This window comes from Mesorhizobium qingshengii, from assembly GCF_900103325.1.
Lineage (GTDB): Bacteria > Pseudomonadota > Alphaproteobacteria > Rhizobiales > Rhizobiaceae > Mesorhizobium > Mesorhizobium qingshengii.
Map to the genome: position 1 here is coordinate 22,942 of NZ_FMXM01000013.1, position 19,587 is coordinate 42,528.

The window sequence follows — 19,587 nt, forward strand, 5'->3', positions numbered from 1 at the left end:
CCATGGAACTGCGCAAGAACTACTTCGCCGATATGCGCAAGGACGATCTGCACGAGATCGGCCAGCCACGGCCGCGTTCGGATTCCCCCGGCCACGTCACCGGCAAGACCGCCTTTTTCGCCGACCGCAATTTCCCCGGCATGCTGCACCTGAAGATGGTGCGCAGCCCGCATCACCATGCCCGCATCCGCTCGATCGACACGTCGGAGGCCGAGAAACATCCGGGCGTGGTCAAGGTGCTGACCGCCAGGGACGTGCCGCACAATGTCTACACCATCCTGATCCTGATCCAGATCGGGCCGGAGGACGAGACGGTGCTGGCCGACGGCAAGGTGCGCTGGAAGGGCGAGGCCGTTGTGGCTGTGCTGGCCGAGACCGAGCGCGCCGCCCAAGAGGCCGCTGCCAAGGTCAAGGTCGACTATGAGGTGCTGCCGGCCGTCTTCGACATGGAGGAGGCGCTGAAGCCCGGCGCGCCGCTGGTCAACGAATACCACGGCCAGAACTACTATCTCTATGACAGCGGCGAGTGCCGCAAGGTGCGCTTCGGCGATGTCGAGGCCGGCTTTGCCGGCGCCGATTGTGTGCTGGAGCAAAGTTACCAGTCCTCGCCGATCGAGCATGCACCGACCGAGACCACCGGCTGCGTGGTCGCGCCCGAGGGCAATGACCGCTTCACCTGCTACACCAACACGCAGGCGATGTTCTTCACCCTCGACAATGCCTCGATCATCCTGCAGATGCCCGGCAACAAACTGCATTTCGTCGGCGGCACCGTCGGCGGCGGCTTTGGCGGCAAGGTCGACGTCATCGTCGAGCCGATCGCCATTCTCGGCGCCAAGCTGACTGGCCGGCCGGTCTCCTTCATCTATAGCCGCGAAGAGGAGATGCAGATCTCCTCGCCGCGCGCCGCAGAAAAGGTGGTCATCAAGGACGGCGTCATGAAGGACGGCCGCATCGTCGCACGCAAAGTCACCGGCTATACCGATGCCGGCGCCTATTCGCGCCACTCGCCCTATGGCGCCCAGAAAGGCGCCGGGCATTACCCCGGCCCCTACACGATCCCCAATGTCTGGATCGACACCTATTGCGTCTACACCAACCGCACGCCCTCCTCCGCGATGCGTGGCTTCGGCGTCACCATCGGCGACTTCGCGCTGGAAGTGCAGATGGACAAGCTGGCGCGGCTGATCGGCATGGACCCGCTCGAATTCCGCTTCATCAACGCCTATCGCGACGGTGACATGAAGGCGCATCGCCAGCCGACGGAGGGGGCGGCGCTGATCGAATGCATGCAGGAAGCCTCGCGCGCCGCCAACTGGCCGGTGGCGGAGAAGTACATGGCGATGTCCTCCTACGCGAAGGGAGCTTGAGATGGCGATCAGGCGCGGACGCGGCGTCGCCGCGATCAACTATCCGACCGGCATGAACCTCGGCGGCGATCCAACCCAGGCGCTGGTCCATTCGACACCGACCGGCAATTTCATGGTGACGCTGTCATCGGTCGATCTCGGCCAGGGCATGAAGCAGATCATGGCGCAGATCTGCGCCGAGACAATCGGCGTGCCGACCGACCGCGTCGTCGTCGACACCGCCGACACCGACACCGGCCCGCACTGCATGGGCACGTTTGCCTCGCGCGGCACCCACCGCGCCGGCAACGCCGTCATCCAGGCCGCCAGGGAAGCGCGCCAGGTGATGCTGGAAGTGGCGGCCGAGGAACTGGAGGTTAACGCCTCCGACCTCGAGACCGACGGCCAGGGCAACATCCTGGTCAAGGGCGCCCCGCAGAAATCGATCTCGATCTTCGATGTCGCGCTGTCGGCGCATTTCAAGCGCGGCCGCTCGATCTCCGGCCGCGGCATGTTCCTGATCCCGCGTTCCTATCCGGAGAAGGAGACCGGCGCGATGAAGCCGTCGACCTGCTATGCCCACGCCTGCACCGTGGCCGAGGTCGAGGTCGATGACGAGACTGGCGAAGTCACCGTACTGACAGTGAAGAACATTTTCGAGATCGGCCGCGCGCTGAACCCGAAAATGGTCGAGCAGCAGCTCGTCGGCGGCTCGTGGATGGGCATCAGCCACGCGCTCTACGAGACGACCGAGCCTTACTACCCCAACCGCGACCATGGCGGCACTGACTTCAACCAGTATTTGATGCCGGGTCCAGGCGATCTTGCCGAAACCGAGATCATCGTGCTGGAACGGCCTTCGGCCGACGGACCTTACGGCGCCAAGGGACCGGGCGAAATGTGCGCCAATCCGCAGATTCCAGCGGTCGCCAATGCCGTCTTCGACGCTGTCGGCGTGCGCATCGACACGCTGCCGATCACACCGGAACGCATCCTGCGCGCGCTCAAGGCGCAAGCACCGAATTGAGTGCTGACAATGACCGAGGTGAACGCCGACACTGTCGCGACCTCGCCGGAGGCGGTGGCGCAACACCTCGCCGCCTCGCGCTATCTGGCAGATGAGAGCCTGGCCACCGCCATCTTCCTGGCCATCCGGCTGGGCAAGCCGCTGCTGCTCGAAGGCGCGCCCGGCGTCGGCAAGACGGAAGCGGCCAAGGCGATCGCCAGTCTGCTCGGCCGCGACCTGGTGCGGCTGCAATGCTACGAAGGCATCGATGCCGCGCACGCGCTCTACGAATGGAACTACCAGCGCCAGCTGCTCGCCATCCGCCATGCCGGCGACAAGGAAATCGACATCTATGACGACCGTTTCCTGATCGCCCGGCCGCTGCTGCAGGTGCTGAGGGCGCCGGAGCAGCGCGTACTGCTGGTCGACGAGATCGACCGTTCCGACCATGAATTCGAGGCGCTGCTGCTGGAATTCCTGTCCGATTTCCAGATCAGCATTCCCGAGCGCGGCACGATCCGCGCAGCCGCGCAGCCGATCGTCATCCTGACCTCGAACCGCACCCGGGAACTGGCCGAGGCGCTGCGCCGCCGCTGCGTCTATCACTGGATCGGCTATCCCGACGCCGAGCGCGAGGCCGCCATCATCATGCTGCGCGCCGGCGATGTCGCACAAGCCACCGCACGCGCGGTGGCGGCAGCCGTGCGGACCATCCGCGCACGCCCGCTCGCCAAGCCGCCCGGCATCGCCGAAGCGGTCGAATGGGCGAATGCCGCCACCATCCTGGAAAAGGGCGGTAGCCCGTGGCCGGAAGCGTTCCGCCGCGCCATTGGCGTGCTGATCAAGGATGAGGAAGACCTCTCCTACATCGCGCCGGAGCTTAGCCAGATCGTCGAGGAGGCGCTGGCGTGAGCGCCCTGCCCCACGCCGCCGGGCCCTTCCTCGATTTCGGGCGGCTGCTGCGCCGATTTGGCTTCGCCGTCGCGCCCGAGCAGGTCTCCGGTTTCATGCAGGCGGTGACATTGCTTGGGCCGCGCTCGATGGCCGATATCCGCGAAGCCGCCCTTGCTACGCTCGCACCGCCACCCGACCGCCGCGACGAATTCGAGGCGCATTTCCAAAGCCATTTCTACGGCGACACATCGGCCGTGATCGAAGGCGACGCCGACGAGGAAACCCGCATCAAGGATGATGGCGGCTCGGATCAGGAAGAGATCGAGGAGGTCAGCCAGCAGGAAGGCGGTGAACTGTCCTCCGGCGCCGAACAGTTGAGCATGCGCGATTTCCAGCGCGACGACGACAGGCTGACCGGTTTTCAACGCAAGCTCGCTTCCGCCCTGCCCGCCCGCCGCTCCTTCCGCACCGTGCGCACCCACGCGCGCGGCAAGCTCGACCTGCGCCGGTCGCTGAGGGAAATCGTCAGCGCCGATGGCGACGTCCCCTCGCCGCTGCTGCGCCGCCGCCAGACCGTGCCGCGCAAGCTGCTGATGCTCATCGACGTCTCCGGCTCGATGAAGCTGCACACTGCGGACTATCTCAAGCTCGCCCATGCCGCTGTGCAAGGTGGGGATCGCGTCGAGATCTTCACCTTCGGCACACGGCTGACCCGCATCACGTCAGCGCTGCGCATCCGCGACCGCGACCAGGCGCTGGCGCGTGCGGCGGCCCTGGTCGACGATTGGGACGGCGGCACCAGAATGGGGCCAACCCTACTGGCCTTCCTCTCGGTGCCGCGCTTCTCGGCCTTCGCGCGCGGCGCTGCCGTCGTCATCCTGTCCGACGCGCTGGAGCGCGGCGACCATGCCGAGCTGGAGACGGCGATGCGCCGGCTGAGCGCCCGCGCCTTCCGGCTCTCGTTGGCGACACCGTTGGCTGGCGACCCACGCTTCCGGCCGGCAACGGCGGCACTTCGCGCCATCCTGCCGGTGCTCGACGATCTCGTCGACGGCTCGTCGCTCGCCGGTCTCACCGATTTCATCCTGTCGCTTGCCCGCCCAGCTCCAGCGGCGGCGGTAATCTGGAAGAGGGTTTCATGATGCAGAAAGCCATCGACGCGCATTTCCACATCTGGCGCCAGCAGGACCAGCCCTGGCTGGTCGGACCGATGGTGCCGCGCATCTTCGGCCCTTACGAGCCGATCCGTCGCGACTACCCGATCGAGGAGTTTCTGGCCGATCAGCAGGGCGCCGGCGTCGAGAAGGCCGTCTATGTCCAGACCAACTGGGCCAAGGAGGATTTCGAGAAGGAGGTCGCCTTCCTGCAGAAGACCGCCGACGAGACCGGCTGGCCGCATGCCATTGTCGGCTATACCGACATGACCGTCGACGATATCAGGCCGCAGGTCGACAGGCTGAAGAAATATCCGTTGCTGCGCGGCGTGCGCATGCAACTGCACTGGCACGAGACGCCGGCCTTCCGCTTCGCCGCTTCGGCCGACCAGGTCATCGACCCGAAGGTACGCGCCAATATAGCGCGCCTGAAGGACTACGACCTGTCCTTCGACCTGCAGCTTTTCCCAGCGCAGATGAAGGACGGGCTGACGCTGGTCGGCGAGAACCCACAGACCAATTTCATCCTTACCCACGCAGGCATGCTGACCGGCATGGAGCCGGAAACCACCGAAGCCTGGAAAGCCGGCCTGCGCACCCTTTCGGCCGCGCCCAATTTCTACGCCAAGCTGTCCGGCCTCGGCACCTTCGTCCATCGCAACGACCCGGCGCTAATTGGCTACATCGTCGACAATGCGATCGACATCCTGGGCAGCGACCACCTGATGTTCGGCTCGAACTTCCCGATCGAGAAATTGTGGACCAGCCACGCCGAGCTGATCAAGGCGCACCGGGATGCGGTGGCCAGGCATGGCGCGGCGGCGGAGGCTGATATTTTCTGGAACACGGCTGAGCGCATTTACAGGCCGGTATAGGAGCGCGCACTTCCCTTCTCCCCCTGTGGGAGAAGGTGGATCGGCGCGCAGCGCCGAGACGGATGAGGGGTGCTGGAGGAAACACGACGTGAAAAAATCGAGGGATTTTAAGCGCTTAGTTCTTCAATGTCGCGATCCTTCCAACACCCCTCATCCGACCTCGCTTCGCGAGGCCACCTTCTCCCACAGGGGGAGAAGAATAGGCGCCTCACTTCACCTCGAACTGCGGATCAACCGGGATCTGCATTGCAGTGACCAGATGGTTGGTTTGCCCCGCCAGGCCAATGATCGACACCAGCTCGCCATGCTGCGCGTCGGTCATGCCCTTGGCGCGGGCCGCCGCCGTGTGCGAGTGGACACAATAGGAACAGCCATTGGCGGTCGACACCGCGATGTAGATCATCTCCTTGGTCAGCGGGTCGATGGCGCTGTCGGCGACCATCACCACCTTCAGCTGTTCCCAGATCCGCTTCAGCGCCGGGGGATCATTGGCCAGCCCGCGCCAGAAATTGTTGACGAAATCGGATTTGCGCGTCGCACGGATGTCGTCGAACACCGCCTTCACCGCCGGGATTTTTTCTACTTCGGCGTCGCTGAGAAGTCTTGTGGCGGCCATGGCGTTTTTCCTTTGTTTGATCGTCGTGTGAATTGAATCGGGTCTTGAGCAATCGCGGCCAATCCACTCGTCCGATTCACTTTTCTAGCGCTGGCGTGGAGATTCAGGTCAGGCCGAGTCGAAAATGGTGGCTTCCGAGAACCGGAGCGGAGCGTACTTTTCGTACGTGAGCACCGGAAGCGCAGGAAGCCGCCATTTGCAGGCCGGCCTCACCTGAATCTTCTAGTGAACGGCCGCATACATAATCTTCTCCTCGGTCGCCTCCGCCGGCGAAAACTCCTCGACGATGCGGCCCTGGCGGCAGACCAGGATGCGGTCGGACAGGTTCATGATCTCCGGCAGGTAGGACGAGATGACGACGACGGCGAGGCCCTCATCGGCCAGCCGGTTGATGATCTGGTGGATCTCGGCGATCGCGCCGACATCGACGCCGCGCGTCGGCTCGTCGAAGATGACGATGCGCGGCTGCTGCACCAGCCCCTTGCCGATCACCACCTTCTGCTGGTTGCCGCCGGAAAGCTCGACGACGCGCGCATTGTCGTTGATCGCCTTGATGTTGAGCGTCTTGGTCCATTCGTCCGAAAGGGCGCGCATCTCCTGCGCGTTGATCACCCAGGCCTTTTCGCGGCCCGCCGCCAGCAGCCCGCCGAACAGGTTCTCTGCGATGCCCATCGTCTCGAAGATGCCTTCGCTCTTGCGGTCCTCGGTGACATAGACGATGCCGTCGGCCACCGCCTCGCTCGGCACGAGATAGCGTACCGGCCTGTCGTCCAGCTCGATGGCGCCACCGCGCAGGAAATCGCGCTTGTAGATGCCGGAGACGATCTTGAACGTCTCGGTTCGACCCGAGCCGATCAGGCCGAACACGCCGGTGATCTGGCCCTCGAAGATCGAGAAGGAATTGTTGCGCACGACATTGCTCATCGAGATGTCCTGCACCGACAGCACCTTCTTGCCGGCCTTGCGCAGCTTCGCCTCATCGCGCTGCCGGTAGATCTGCCCCGACAAGGTGCGCCCGACCATGGCGGCGACAATCCTGTCGCGGTCGAAGGCCGACGTGTCGTCGGTGATCACCAGCTCGCCGTCGCGCAGGATGGTGATACGATCGGCAATCATCAGAGCTTCTTCCAGCGCGTGGCTGATGAAGACGATGGAAACGCCGCTCGCCTTCAGCCGCCGGATCAGCGCGAAGAAGTGGCGCTTCTCCTCGGGCGTCAGTGTCGCCGTCGGCTCGTCGAAGATGATGATCTCGGCATTGTGGTGCACGGCGCGCGCTATCTCGACCATCTGCCGCTTGGCCGCGCCCAGCGTCGCCACCATTGCGTTCGGATCGACCGGAAAATTCAGCGACTGCAGGAACTGCTGTGCTGAAATATACGTGCCGCGCAGCCGGTTGAGGAATTTTTCAGTACCGAGATAAAGGTTCTGCGCCACGGTCATCGACGGCACCAGGCTGGTTTCCTGGAACACCATGGCAATGCCGGCCTCGAGGGCGGCATGCGGCGAGGCGTAAGCGATCTCGGCGCCTTTATGGAACATCTTGCCGGAGGTGGCATCGACCACGCCGGCGATGATCTTGGTCAGCGTCGATTTGCCGGCGCCGTTCTCGCCGAGCAGTGCGTGGATCTCGCCCTTGCGCAATTCGAAGCTGACATTCTTCACCGCGGGCACGCCGCGATAGGTCTTGGTGACATTCTCCAGGCGGACGATCGGTTCCATCAAAAACCTCCCGACGCGAGGTCGATCGCCAGCACGCAGTCGCCGCCCCTGGAGGCAATGAACAGCCGGCCGTCTTTCTCGGCGACGCTGCAGATGCCGTGGCGCGTGCCGTTGGCGCGGCTGTGCAGGCTGAACTGCGGCTGCATCTCCCGGTCGAGCCTGACCACCAACCCGTAGGAGCGGCTCGGCGACCACGGCTTGTGGATGCCCATGGTGCGGATGCCGCCGCATTGCAGCGGTTCGAGGAAGCTGCGGCTGGAAGCCAGCGCCGGCGCGATCCAGTAGGCCGGCGGCACCTGTTCGAGCATGTCCTGCCGGTAATGCGTTTCCTGCAGCACGAATTCGATCAGCCGGTTGCGCGGCGCGAACAAGGTCAGCCAAGCCCCGCCATCGGGGGATGGGGAAAGGCGCGCGGGATAGCCGGGCAGATGCGCCAGCACTCTCGAGCGGTTGCCGGTCTCGCCATCGAACCGCACAAGCTGATGGCGCCAGCTCTCGCTGACCAGCACATCCTTGCCGATGGGATGCAAGCCGTAGGGAAAGGCAATATCACCGGCGACTTTGCGGAATGCACCGCTCGCCGCGTCCCGCCTCCACAGCGAACCGGACGCGCCCTTCTTCATCAAGTCGGCGGCCCATTGCGACGGCGCATGCTCGGCCGAGCCGTTGGCCAGCCACAGCGTACCATCGTTAGCGTAGGCAAGTGCCGTGATGCAGCGCACATCAGCCGACAGCGCAACCTCCTTGCCGGCAATCAGCAGCTTGCCGCTTTCGAGCCCGACCGTCAGTTCGCCCGATGGTGACAGCGCCAGCGCCCTGACGGGAGATGGAAAGGTCTCGACCACGACGGGCGCGGCGCCGACACCAATAGAATAGATGGCGTTGCCGCTGGAGGCGATCAGCCTGTCACCGGAGACCAGCAGATTGTCCGGCTCGGACAGTTCGGCGAATGCCGGCGCATCATCCAGCCGCGTGTTGGGACGGAAGGCACCGTCGAGCGGCGGGATGGTAACGGCCCTGCCGCGAAAGATATCCAGGATCGGATCGAGGATCATGGTCTTGCCCCCCAATAGGAAGCGGGGCTGGTCCAGTTCGGGTCGGCGCCCGAAATCCTGTAGCGGCCGATGCGGTTGTTGAGGATGCCGCCGACGAACAGATATCCCTTGTGTTCGCGCATCGAGGTGACCATCGGATGCGCACCGCCTGGGAGGTCGCCCATCGCCTCGACGATACCGCCCTTCTCGTTGAACTTCACCACGCCGCCGGTGTTGATGTTGGGGAACAGCCATTCGTCCTGCGGCAGCCGGCGCGTCATGCGCTTGCGCATGTCGGGGTGGCGCAGCGACAGGTCAAAGCTCGGCGTGCGCATACCGAGCCACGCCATCCAGTAGTTGCCGTCGGACGCCCGGTTGATGTTGTCGGGGTAACCCGGCATGTCGCGGATGACGCATTCGGCGGTGCCGGCCTTTGGCCCTTCCAGCCAGTAGCGATGCACCCGGCAGGCCCAGCTTTCGGCGAAGAACAGCGACTTGCCGTCATGCGCCATGCAAACCCCGTTGGTGTAGCGATAGCCATCGAGCAGCGTCTTCGTCGAACCGTCCTTCGGGTCATAGACCAGCAGGCGGCCAGTGGCGCGGTTCTCGATCGAGTCCAGCGCCCAATCATGCGCATCATAGCGCTTCGTGGAGTCCGTAAAATAGATGCGGCCATCGGGGGCGATGTCGCAATCATTGGGGTCACGCAGCCGCGCATCGTCGACGATCGAAGTCCACGAGCGCGACGTCTCGGCCGACAGCCGTTTCACCTCGCGATCCGGGGATACGGAATAGAGTCCCATGGCGCCGACGCAGCTGATCAGATTGCCTGCCTTGTCGAAGGCCAGGCCAAGCGGAAAGCCGCCAATATGGGCAAAGACTTCCGACCTGACATAATCCGGCGCGAAGAAGCGGACGATCTCGCCATGCCGCGTGCCGCAATAGAGATTGTCGTCGCGGTCGAGGATGACGTCTTCAGGCCCTTCCAGTTCACCAAGCCCGATGTGGTCGGCTGCCGACAACCTGTTGTCGAGTTCGTAGGGCGTGCCGGAGCCGGGCGCGGCCGACTGTGTCGCGCCCATCTTGAGGTAGACAGGCGCGACATAGACCTCGTTCAGCACCTTGTGGCGGTTCTTCAGCCAGCGGATGTCGATGGTCACCGCCACGGCCAGCATGATGCCCAGCACCATCTGGTTGGTGCCGGTGCCGTAGCCAAGCCGGATGAGCCCGTTAGTCATGGTCAGCACGATGATGGCGCCCATCAGGCCCTTGATCACCGAACCGCGCCCGCCGCCGAGGCTGACGCCGCCGACCACCGCCGCGGTCAGCGCCATGATCTCGAGGTTGAGGCCGGTGCCGGGCCCTGCCCCGCTCAGTCGGCAGGCTATGAGGAAGCCGCCGATCGAAGCGCAGAAGCCGGAAAAGACATAGGTCATGAACACCGTGCGCCGCACGCGGATGCCGGCATTGTGGGCCGAGCGCCTGGAGCCGCCGACCGCCAGAACATGCCAGCCGGGCCGCGAGCGCGTCAGCGCGATGTGGGTGACGATGGCCAGGATGATCGCCAGCCACACGGAGACGGAGAGCCCCCAGAAGGTGCTGTCGCCGATGAAATCGAGCACATCCGATGTGGCGGTCGAGAGCTGCACGTCGGCGGCGTAGGTGGTGACGAGGATATCGAACAGCGCCCGCCCGAAGATGAAGGTGACCAGCGTGGTGAGGAAGGCGCGCAGCCGCAGGTACCCGACGAGATAGCCGTTGATGGCGCCGAAGACGAGGCCGGTGGCGATCGACGCGGCCAGCGCCAGCCAGATCGACTGTTCGAGGATGAAGAAGACATAGACGGCGGAAAAGCAGGACAGCGCGAAGATCGAACCGACCGACAGGTCGATGCCGCCGCCCAGCATCACCACCGTCATCCCGGTGACGACCATCGAGAACTCGCCGAGCTGACGGGTCGATTCCTGCAGCGAGGTCAGCTTGAAGAAGCCCGGAATGACCGAGCCGAAGGTCGCCAATGTCACCACCAGCGCCAGGAACGGAATGGCGTTGTCGGTCCAGCGTTTGGTCAGGATCTCGCCGACGAGGTGGTCGGGCACGAGATTGTAGCGCCAGGACTGGAGGCGTTCGCGAAAGGACATCGGCGGCTGCTATTCCATGAGGGAACGAGGTGGCCAGATTGTTCCGGCCACCTCGTTTATTTCAGTCGAAAAGGCGCGGCTTACTTCGCCGCCGCTTCTGCCTGCAGCGCCTTCAGGTCCCAGCAGCTGTCTGGCTTGAGGTCGGCCTTGGTCGTCGCCTTCTCCAGCGTGTAGATGTAGGTGTGCGAGGTGCCGGCCGGCTGGCCGCTCTGCAGCAGGAACTTGATGATCGCGTTCATGTCGCCCGACTGGCGGGCAAGATCAGTCATCACCACCGCGCCATAGGTGCCGTCCTGCAGCTTGTCGCAGTCGGCCGCCTTCTCGCCGCCGCCGGTGGTGACCAGGAACACCTTGCCGTCGAGCTTGGCGTCGCGGATCGCGGCGGACGCGCCGGTGGCGTCACCATCCCAGAAGTCGATGATCGAGCAGATGTCCGGGTTCTGCTGCAGCATCGTCGTCGTCACGTTGCGCGAGGTCGTCGCGTCCCAGTTGGAGTCGGGCTTGGCCACCACCTTGAAGTCGGGATGCTTGTCCAGCACCTTCATGATGCCGGCATACTGGTAGAGGCTCGACGAGTTCGCCTGGTCGCCCTGCACCAGGCCGATCTTCTTCGACGAGTTCTCGCCGCAGCCCTTGATCGCCGCTTCGGCCTCGAGCTGGCCAAGCCGGTCCCAGTCGCTGCCGACAAAGGCGTCGGCCGGGAAGTTGGCGGGATTGTCGACCAACAGCACATAGGTGCCGGCGGCCTGCGCCTTCTTCATCAGCTTGGAATAGGAGTTGAGGTCCGGCGCATGGATGATCAGCACATCAGGCCGGGTGTCCGAGGAGATCGCGTCGGTGATCGCCTGCGCGCCGGCATCGACGACCCAGTTCGGATCGCGCGTTTCGAAAGTGCCGCCCCACGCCTCGACCTCCTTCTTCAGGTAATGCGCCCAGCCCTGCGCCAGGTCGAAGCCCATCGCCAGCGGCACCAGCATCACGCGCTTGCCCTTGAGCGCCTGTGCATAGGCGGCCGGGCCTGGATCGTCGGCCGCGAAGGTTGGCGCCACGAAGGCGGTAACGGCAAGCGCCGTGGCGGCGGCCATGAGTGTTCTGATCAGTTTCATGTCACATCCTCTGTTTTGCTGTTGTTGTTCACGGCCGGCCCCTACCGTCCGCGTCTGGTCTAGATATCGCCCTGCTGGGCGGTCTGCTCGTCACGTGGATTGATGATGCCGTCGACGATGATCGCCCCCAGCAGGATCGCCGCCTTGATCAGGTTCTGGTAAAGCAGCGGAATGTCGATGATGGTCATGGCGTTGAGCAGGATGCCGATCAGCGCCGCCCCCACCAGCACGTTGCGCACCCCGCCCCGCCCACCGGACAGGCCGATGCCACCGATCACCGCCACCAGCACGATGTCGTAGAGCAGCGTCGAATTGACGACGCGGGTGTTGATCGAATGCAGGCTGGCCGCCGTCAGCAGGCCGGCAATCAGCGCGACGAAGGCTGAGAGCACATAGCGCAGCACCAGCATCGGCCGCACCGGAATGCCGATATTGCGCGCAGCGGTCGGATTGTCGCCGGCGAAATAGATGTAGCGGCCCCATTTGGTGTAGCGCAGGAACAGGAAGAACAGGAAGGCCAGGCCTGCAAAGACGAAGACCTCGATGGGAATGTCGAGGAAGCGCAGGCCGCCGAGCAACTCGACCCAGTGCCCCTGAGGCACCGGCACTGCATCCTGGGTGATCAGTTGCGAGCGCACATAGCCGAAGACGAAGGAGCCGGTGGCCAGCGTCACGAAGATCGCCGGCACGTCGGCATAGGCGACGAGAAAGCCGTTGAGCAGGCCGATGGCCAACACGCCGGCCAGCACATAGGCAAAGGCCAGCCCATCCGAGGTCCCGGTGTTGAGCAGCTGCAGATACCAGGCGACCGACATCGCCATGATCGCAACGGCGGAAAGGTCGATGCCGCGGCCGATGATGACGACCGCCATGCCAAGCGCCAGAATGCCCAGCACCGACACCGAGCGGACAATGGCGACGAGATTGTTGGGATCGATGAAGCCCGGCAGGCCTATTGCCGCGGCAACGAACAGCACCACCGCGATGGCAAAGACGATGCCTTCCTGATTCAGGCTCCTGAGATTCGGCCAGCCTAGCGTGTTCATGTCTGCTTTCGCCCCGATGGCAGCGCTGCCATCCCGAAGAACAAAAGCTAATCGGCTCAGCGCCGGTTCGTCAAATGAATCCGCGCCCGCAAGCCTCGTCCAAGGCGATATTCATCGAGTGGACGCATCGATAGCCAAAACTGGCGCAATGCCCGGAAACTCCTGCGTTTTTGGCAATTGATTGCGTCGTTGCGACGGCTTGCGAAAGCTTCGCATCAAGGCGAAAGGACAAGGCGGAATTTATCTCCGCATCAGGCGAAAAAAATCGATTTCAATTCCCCGGTGCGTGGCCGGAAACCTCGGCGCCCGCAGCCTGCGGCAAAGCGAGAAAACGGAACGACGCCACCAGCCCGATGGAACCGATCACCAGGAACGCGATTCGAAAATCGAGGAGGTCGAGCGCCGTCCGGTCCCTGGCGATCTGCGACAGGTTGAGGATTGCCGCCGCCACCGCGACGCCGAACAGCATCGCCATCTGCTGCAGCATGCTGGACAAGGTCGCCGCAGAACTGCGCTGGGATGCCGCGACATCGGCGAAGGCCAGTGTGTTGAGCGCGGTGAACTGCATCGAGCGCGACAGGCCGGCGAGCAGCATCAACACGATCACCATCGCTTGCGGCGTCTGCGGCGAGATCGCTGCGCAAGCCATGATCGATGCGGAGGCGATCAAGCCGTTGATGACCAGCACCGACCGAAAGCCGAAGCGCCGCAACGTCGGCGTCGTCACTGTTTTCATGCCGAGATTGCCGAGGAAATAGGCAAGGATCATCATGCCGGCGTCGATCGGGCTGAGACCGAAGCCGACCTGGAACAGCAGCGGCAACAGGAACGGCGTGGCGTTGATCGCCACCCGGAAGATGGTGCCTGCCGACAGCGTCGAGATGGCGAAGGTCAGCACCTTGAACGACGACAGGTCGAGCAGCGGATGCCGGGCGCGCAAGAGGTGGCGTACCGCCAGCCAGCCGATGACGACGCCGGCGGCGATCAGCAGCACCGTCGGCAGGACGCCATCCTCCGGATGCGCGATGCGTTCGAGACCGTAGAGCATCGAGGCGAGCCCCGCCGAAGTCAGCACGAAGCCGGGCCAGTCGAGTGGCTTGGGGTCGGCTTCGCGGTCACCCGGAATGAAGCGGGCGACCAGCGCCAGCCCAACCGCCCCCAGCGGGATGTTGATGAAGAAATTCCAGTGCCAGGACAGCGCGGTGGTGATGAAGCCGCCGAGCACCGGTCCGACCACGGGTGCGAACAACGCCGGCCATGTGATCAGCGCCGTGGCGTTGAGCAGTTCCGACTTCGAGGCGTTGCGCAGTACCAGAATACGGCCGACCGGCGTCATCAATGCGCTGCCCAGGCCTTGCACGGCGCGGGCAGCGACGAACTCGGTCAGGTTCCGCGAGAAGCCGCAGGCGAGCGAGGCCAGCGTGAACAGCGCGATCGCCACAAGGAAGATGTTGCGCGCGCCGAACCGGTCGGCGAGCCAGCCCGATAGCGGCACGAACACCGCCATGGTCAGCATGTAGACGGTGATGCCGATGCTCATCGCCACCGCCGGCACACCGAAGGAGGCGCCCATCTGCGGCAGCGAGGTCGAGATGATCGTCGAATCCAGCAACTGCATGAAGAAGGCGATGGCGACGATCAGCGCCACGCGCCGCGCATTCGTGCCCGTTTCGGGCAAGGCTTCGGTCTCGGGAATGGCAGTCATGACGGAACCGGTTTGAACAGCATTCGGCCGGCCGCGTCCAGAGATGGCGCAACAAACTTTCGTGTCACGCCGCGGCCTGCTATGGGATGAGCGGAGCGACCGAGGAAAGTTTGCGCGTAAAATGAAGCCCATTTATATCGACTACCTCAATGCCCTCGACATCGATGCGCTTGCCATGACCGATGGTGAAATCATTGCCGCCGTCGAGGCTGGCCTGGGGGCGCAGGGCAAGGGCCAGACGGTGATCGAGCCGCGCGTCCATCTCGAACCGGATCCATCCTTTCACGGTCATTTCAATGTCTTGCGCGGCTACGTCGCGCCGCTCGACACGGCTGGCGTCAAGATCGTCGGCGACTATGTCGACAACTACCTGCATGGGCTGCCTTCGGAATTCGGTATCCTCAATCTGTTCGATCCGCGCACCGGCACGCCGCGCGCCATCCTCGACGCCACCGTCATCACCGACATGCGCACCGGCGCAGTCACCGCCATCGGCGCCAAACATCTGGCGCGCAAGAATTCGAAGGTACTGGCCCATATCGGCGCGCGCGGCACCGCCTACTGGAACGTGCGGCTGCTCGACCATCTCTTCGACTTCGACGAGATCCGGGTCCACTCGCGCCGCCCGGAAAGCCGCGACAGTTTTGCTGCCAAGCTGTCGGCCGATCTCGGCAAGACAGTGACCGCGGTGGCCGACTGGAAGAGTTGCATCGAGGGCGCCGATATCGTTGTCGAGGCCTCGCGGCTGCCGGAGCCGCAACCCTTGTTGAAGACCGAATGGATCAAGCCCGGCGCGCTGGTCGTGCCCTATGGCACGATGAGCGCGGTGGAACTGTCGCTGACCGACATCATGCAGAAGATGGTTGTCGACGACTGGGGCCAGTGCAAGGGCGGCAAGTTCGGCTCGCTGCGTGCCCATGTCGAGACCGGGCGGCTGAGCGAGAAGACGCTGCATGCCGAACTCGGCCAGATCGCCGCCGGGCTCAAGGTCGGTCGAGAGAATGACGGCGAGACGATCCTGTTCTGGCATCGCGGCCTGTCGCTGTCCGACATCGCCCTCGGCAAGGCGATGCTGGCCAAGGCGCAGGCGCAAGGCATCGGCCAGAGGCTGCGCTTCGCATGAGCGCGCTCGTCCTGACCGGAGCCAGGGTCGGCGTTGGCGATGTCGCCGCCGTAGCGCGCGCGGCACGCAAGGTGGAGATCGCGCCCGATGTCATCGGCAGACTGGGGAAGGCGCGAAAAGTGCTCGACCAGGCCGCCGCGTCCGGCCAGCAGATCTATGGCCTGAACACCGGGCTTGGCGCCAATCTCGGCACCTCAGTAGAGGGCGACGCCAGCGCCTTCCAGCGCCAGTTGCTGGAGGGACGCAGCGGCGCGGTCGGCGAAGCGTTGCCGGTCGAGGCCGCGCGGGCAACCATGTTTGCCCGGGTAGCGATGCTTTCCGTCGGCGGCTCCGGCCTTTCGCCTGCCGTGTTTGTCGCCCTGGTCGACGCGCTCAATGCCGGCGTCCATCCGGTGATGCCGTCGCTCGGTTCGATCGGCGCCGGCGACCTGGTACTGATGACGTCCCTTGCGCGCCTGCTGATCGGCGAAGGCGAAGCCGACTATCAGGGCCGGCGCATGCCGGCCGCCAAGGCGCTGATGATGGCCCGCCTCGCCCCGGTCACCCTGGCGCCCAAGGACGGGCTGTCGCTGATCAACGCTTCCTCGGTGTCCGCCGGCAGCGGCGCGCTTGCGGTGACGGATGCGCTGTCCGCCCTGGCCCAGCAGCAGCAGGCCGGCGCGCTGACGATGGAAGGCATCGGCGCCAACCGCACCATCCTCGATCCGCGGCTGCATATGGCGCGCCCGGCGGCCGGCCAGCAGGAAGCGGCCAAGGTGCTGCACGATCTTCTCGCCCGCGACGAGGCGCCGGCACCGACCACCTTGCAGGATCCGCTGTCGATCCGCTGCATGCCGTCGATCCATGGCGCGTTGATCGAGGCGATCGGTCAGGCGAGACAGGCCGTCGAGATCGAGCTCAATGCCGCCGCCGATAACCCGCTGGTGCTGGGTGACGACGAGCTGGTGCTGTCGACCGGCAATTTCCACACTGCCGCGCTGTCGCTCGCCTTCGAGACGCTCGGCCTGGCGGTCGCTCAATGCGCCGCCGCAAGTGCCGCCCGCTTCATCCAGCTCACCGGGTCGGGCCGCAACGGCCTGCCGAAGTATCTGTCGCCGGTCGGCGGTACCTCGGCCGGCTTCGTGCCGTTGCAGAAGACGGTGACATCGGTCCTCGCCGCCATCCGCCACAAGGCCAATCCGGTGATGCTCGACTTTCTGCCCGTCTCGGAAGGCGTCGAGGACCACGCGACCCAGTCACCCCTCGCCGTTGCGAAATGCGCTGGGATGATCGCGCTGTGGCAGCGGCTGATCGCCTTCGAATTGATGGCAGCCGCCCAGGCCGTCGACCTGCGTGAAGGGTTGACACTGGCACCAGGCACTGGCCCGATCTATGCGGCGGTGCGCGCGCATGTATCGATGCTGAAAGACGACCGGCCGCTGGGGGCCGACGCCGAGGTGCTCCGCACCATGCTCGCCAATGGAACATGGCGAGGCGCTCCAACGACCGGATAAAAGACCGCGTCGTTCAGCTCTTCCCGTCTACCCTTTTGATGAACAGGCTGAGCTCGGCCGGGTCCATGTGCACAATGTGCCTGTCCTCGGGATAGGCGCCGCTGTTGACTTCGGCGACATATTCGGAAAAAGCGGCGATGCGTTCCGCTTGCAGGCGGTCGTATTCGGCCGCGAAATTGCGGTAGACCTTGGAATGGCGTGGCATGTGGCCGCGGTTCTGGCCGAGGATGTCGTCGGCGAACAGATATTGCGCGTCGCAGCCGGTGCCCGCTCCCATCGACAGCATGATCAGCGAGGTGCGCTCCGAGATCGCTTTCGCCACCTCCACCGGCACCACTTCGATCTCGGCGCCGATGGCGCCGGCGGCCTCCAGTTGCTTTACCGCATCGAAGACCTGCATGGCGGTGTCGGCGGTCTTGCCGACCGCCTTGAAGCCACCGGTCCAGGTGGCGCGCGACGGGATCAGCCCGACATGGCCGATAACCGGGATGGCGTCGTCCGCCATCCGCTTGATCGTGGCATAGCCGGCGCTGCAATAGACCGCGTCGGCGCTCGCCTTGTAGAGCCGAAAGGCCCAGCGCACGAAATCGTCTGATGTGCCGATCTCGAAGAAATTGTCCCCTGGCATGGTGAACAGGCTGGGCGCGGCATCACGGTACTCAGGGTTGAGCACCAGTTCGGGCGGCACCGAGACGATGTCGATCCCTGCCCGCTCGGCGGCCTCGGCCTCATCCATCGTCAGCACGCGCAGCATGGTCAGCTGGCGTTTGCCCTTCATGGCGCGCAAATCCGCCACCGTCGGTCTTTTTCGGCTCATCGAAAGGGTCCCCTCTGTTACGCGCTGCGGCCGGTCAGCCGATATCGACCATGACCTTGCCAGCTTCGATCTTCACTGGGTAGGTCTTGAGATTGACGCACACCGGCGCGCCTTTGGCGGCACCTGTCTTGTAGTTGAAGCGGCCATTGTGCTTGGGGCATTCGATGATGTCGTCCATCACCAGCCCGTCGGCCAGATGCGCCTTCTCATGCGTGCAATATCCGTCGGTGGCGAAGAACTCGTCATCCGGGCTGCGATAGATGGCGAAGGTTCGTCCGCCGTGGTCAAAGCGGATGACGTCCTCTTCGTCGACGTCGCCCACGGCGCACGCCTCTACCCAGTCGGCCATTTACGTCTCCTCGTGGTCCAGCCTGTGCGGCCCGTCAAACTATTCGGCGGCCGCCGACATATCGACCTTGTGGAATTCGCCGCGATAGGGCCTGGCCGTCGGCGGCAATTCTCGCTTGAGGTAATAATCCTCGTATTTCAGCTGCCTGAGCAGGATCGGCCAGACCTCTCGATAGGCATGCCACATCGACGGGTTGGGCTGCGGCAGATCGTGCTTGATCAGTTCGTGCAACCTGGGCAGCGCGTGATATGGCACCATCGGGAACATGTGGTGCTCTACGTGATAGTTCATGTTCCAGTAGATGAACCGGCTGATCGGGTTCATGTAGACGGTGCGCGTGTTAAGCCGGTGGTCGACGACATTGTCGGCGAGCCCGATATGCTGCAGCAGGCCGGTCGTCACCATGTGCCAGGTGCCGTAAAGGCGTGGCAGGCCAATCAGCACCAGCGGCAGCCACGAGCGCGTGTAGAGCGCCAGCGCAATCGTCGCGATGTAGATGGCGATGTGCCAACGGGCCGCGACAACCGCCTTGCCCTGCTCCATCTCGGGAATATAGCTCTTCTCGTCGTCCGACAGTCTGCCGAACGCCTGGCGCACCAAGATCGGCAGTGAATAGCGGAAATCGAGGATGCCGGTGAAGGCCAGTGCCGCCTTCAGGAGGTCTGGCGGACGCATGACGGCGATCTCGGCGTCGCGGCCGACGATGATCGTATCGGTGTGGTGGCGGGCATGGCTCCAGCGCCATTGCACGGGATTGCGCATCAGCATGAAGCTGGCGATCTGGTAGACCACGTCGTTCATCCAGCGTGTGCGGAAAGCGGTGCCGTGGCTGCATTCGTGCCAGCGCGAGTCGCTCGAGGAGCCGTAGAGCACGCCGTAGACGAACAGGAACGGCACGACCCACCACGTGCCCCAGAACCAGACGATTCCGGCGGCGGAAGCCAATATGGCGACGATCCAGATCAGCGTGTCGCGGATCGCCGGGCCGTCGGAACGCCGCATCAGCTCCTTCATCGCCTTGCGCGGGACATCGGTGTGATACCATTCCGCCGAGGCCAGCCCGGTTTCGATCGCGATCCGCGTGCTTTCACCGACCAGGCTGTAGTCGCGCTTCGTCATCATGGCCTCCGGATAGTAAATCGGGCAGGCTGATCCACAAC

At 64.3% G+C, this 19,587-nt stretch carries 17 protein-coding genes; 7 read left to right on the forward strand and 10 right to left on the reverse strand.

What is annotated here, in order from left to right; genetic code table 11:
* Positions 1-2: 2 nt before the first annotated feature.
* Genes BLS48_RS36580 through BLS48_RS20320 form a run of 5 tightly spaced genes read left to right on the forward strand, consistent with a single transcriptional unit; the run spans position 3 to position 5,278 of the window.
* On the forward strand, positions 3-1,370 hold the full coding sequence (locus BLS48_RS36580; protein ID WP_091581176.1) for a xanthine dehydrogenase family protein molybdopterin-binding subunit: 1,368 nt from the start codon (positions 3-5) through the stop codon (positions 1,368-1,370).
* 1 nt (position 1,371) lies between these two features.
* Positions 1,372-2,376: a xanthine dehydrogenase family protein molybdopterin-binding subunit gene (locus tag BLS48_RS36585; protein ID WP_091581178.1), complete on the forward strand. Its 1,005-nt coding sequence runs from the start codon at positions 1,372-1,374 to the stop codon at positions 2,374-2,376.
* A gap of 9 nt (positions 2,377-2,385) precedes the next feature.
* A complete protein-coding gene (locus BLS48_RS20310; protein WP_091581608.1) occupies positions 2,386-3,267 on the forward strand; it encodes an AAA family ATPase in 882 nt (293 codons plus the stop codon).
* Positions 3,268-3,272: 5 nt separating this feature from the next.
* Positions 3,273-4,391, forward strand: a complete 1,119-nt coding sequence (locus BLS48_RS20315) for a vWA domain-containing protein (RefSeq protein ID WP_244529736.1) — start codon at positions 3,273-3,275, stop codon at positions 4,389-4,391.
* The gene (locus tag BLS48_RS20320; RefSeq protein WP_167365176.1) at positions 4,391-5,278 is read left to right on the forward strand and encodes an amidohydrolase family protein; all 888 of its coding nucleotides are present in this window, start codon (positions 4,391-4,393) and stop codon (positions 5,276-5,278) included. Before BLS48_RS20315 ends, BLS48_RS20320 begins: the two co-directional genes overlap by 1 nt.
* Before the next feature lie 208 nt (positions 5,279-5,486).
* Here the strand turns inward: BLS48_RS20320 and BLS48_RS20325 are convergent, their stop codons facing one another.
* The 7 genes from BLS48_RS20325 to BLS48_RS20355 form a co-directional block, all read right to left on the reverse strand.
* Complete coding sequence (locus BLS48_RS20325; protein ID WP_091581186.1) at positions 5,487-5,894, reverse strand: carboxymuconolactone decarboxylase family protein; 408 nt, start codon at positions 5,892-5,894, stop codon at positions 5,487-5,489.
* Between the two features lie 222 nt (positions 5,895-6,116).
* Positions 6,117-7,613: a sugar ABC transporter ATP-binding protein gene (locus BLS48_RS20330; protein WP_091581188.1), complete on the reverse strand. Its 1,497-nt coding sequence runs from the start codon at positions 7,611-7,613 to the stop codon at positions 6,117-6,119.
* The gene (locus BLS48_RS20335) at positions 7,613-8,668 is read right to left on the reverse strand and encodes an SMP-30/gluconolactonase/LRE family protein (protein ID WP_091581190.1); all 1,056 of its coding nucleotides are present in this window, start codon (positions 8,666-8,668) and stop codon (positions 7,613-7,615) included. Before BLS48_RS20335 ends, BLS48_RS20330 begins: the two co-directional genes overlap by 1 nt.
* A complete protein-coding gene (locus BLS48_RS20340) occupies positions 8,665-10,788 on the reverse strand; it encodes an ABC transporter permease (RefSeq protein ID WP_091581193.1) in 2,124 nt (707 codons plus the stop codon). The genes BLS48_RS20335 and BLS48_RS20340 overlap by 4 nt, the downstream gene beginning before the upstream one ends.
* Positions 10,789-10,868: 80 nt before the next feature.
* Entirely contained in the window at positions 10,869-11,894 is a 1,026-nt protein-coding gene (locus tag BLS48_RS20345; RefSeq protein WP_091581196.1) for a sugar ABC transporter substrate-binding protein, read from the reverse strand.
* A 59-nt stretch (positions 11,895-11,953) separates the two neighbouring features.
* On the reverse strand, positions 11,954-12,940 hold the full coding sequence (locus BLS48_RS20350; RefSeq protein ID WP_091581199.1) for an ABC transporter permease: 987 nt from the start codon (positions 12,938-12,940) through the stop codon (positions 11,954-11,956).
* A gap of 271 nt (positions 12,941-13,211) precedes the next feature.
* The gene (locus tag BLS48_RS20355) at positions 13,212-14,645 is read right to left on the reverse strand and encodes a DHA2 family efflux MFS transporter permease subunit (protein ID WP_091581202.1); all 1,434 of its coding nucleotides are present in this window, start codon (positions 14,643-14,645) and stop codon (positions 13,212-13,214) included.
* 121 nt (positions 14,646-14,766) lie between these two features.
* On the opposite strand from BLS48_RS20355, the gene BLS48_RS20360 reads away from it, so the two are divergent.
* Entirely contained in the window at positions 14,767-15,768 is a 1,002-nt protein-coding gene (locus tag BLS48_RS20360; protein ID WP_091581205.1) for an ornithine cyclodeaminase family protein, read from the forward strand.
* Complete coding sequence (locus tag BLS48_RS20365; RefSeq protein WP_091581207.1) at positions 15,765-17,261, forward strand: HAL/PAL/TAL family ammonia-lyase; 1,497 nt, start codon at positions 15,765-15,767, stop codon at positions 17,259-17,261. The genes BLS48_RS20360 and BLS48_RS20365 overlap by 4 nt, the downstream gene beginning before the upstream one ends.
* A 13-nt stretch (positions 17,262-17,274) precedes the next feature.
* On the opposite strand, the gene BLS48_RS20370 is transcribed toward BLS48_RS20365, so the two are convergent.
* From BLS48_RS20370 to BLS48_RS20380, 3 genes are read right to left on the reverse strand one after another with little or no spacing between them, the layout of a single operon-like run.
* A complete protein-coding gene (locus BLS48_RS20370) occupies positions 17,275-18,078 on the reverse strand; it encodes a 3-methyl-2-oxobutanoate hydroxymethyltransferase (protein WP_091581210.1) in 804 nt (267 codons plus the stop codon).
* A 34-nt stretch (positions 18,079-18,112) separates the two neighbouring features.
* Positions 18,113-18,427 carry a MocE family 2Fe-2S type ferredoxin gene (locus BLS48_RS20375; RefSeq protein ID WP_091581213.1) on the reverse strand — a complete coding sequence of 105 codons (315 nt, stop codon included), beginning with the start codon at positions 18,425-18,427 and terminating at the stop codon, positions 18,113-18,115.
* Between the two features lie 39 nt (positions 18,428-18,466).
* Positions 18,467-19,549, reverse strand: coding sequence for a fatty acid desaturase family protein (locus tag BLS48_RS20380; RefSeq protein ID WP_091581215.1), 1,083 nt, complete (start codon positions 19,547-19,549; stop codon positions 18,467-18,469).
* Between the last annotated feature and the right edge of the window lie 38 nt (positions 19,550-19,587).